1 protein-coding gene is annotated in these 257 nt (G+C 40.5%); it reads left to right on the forward strand.

Going from position 1 to position 257, the window contains the following annotated elements; genetic code table 11:
• On the forward strand, positions 1-257 hold a 257-nt coding region (locus ACY2RS_RS15655), incomplete at both ends, for a hypothetical protein (protein WP_490099597.1).

Consider the following 257-nt stretch of genomic DNA (forward strand, 5'->3'; position numbering starts at 1 on the left):
TGGTTTATCACAGAATATAGATTTACAAATCATGTCGCTGTATTTCAAATTGCTCCAGATGCTGCTTTAGATGCTGCTGTGATTGACATTTCGCAACCAGAAGATGGTGCACTAGGAATGCCAGAAAGTGTAACGGTAACGGTTCGTAATTTAGGGATAGATCCTATATCAAATGTGCCTGTAAGTTTTACAATCCATGGAGGAACCCCTGTACAAGAAGTAATTCCGGGGATCATAGCACCAGCAGAAAATCTAGA

The organism is Patiriisocius sp. 208BN25-11 (assembly GCF_058147145.1).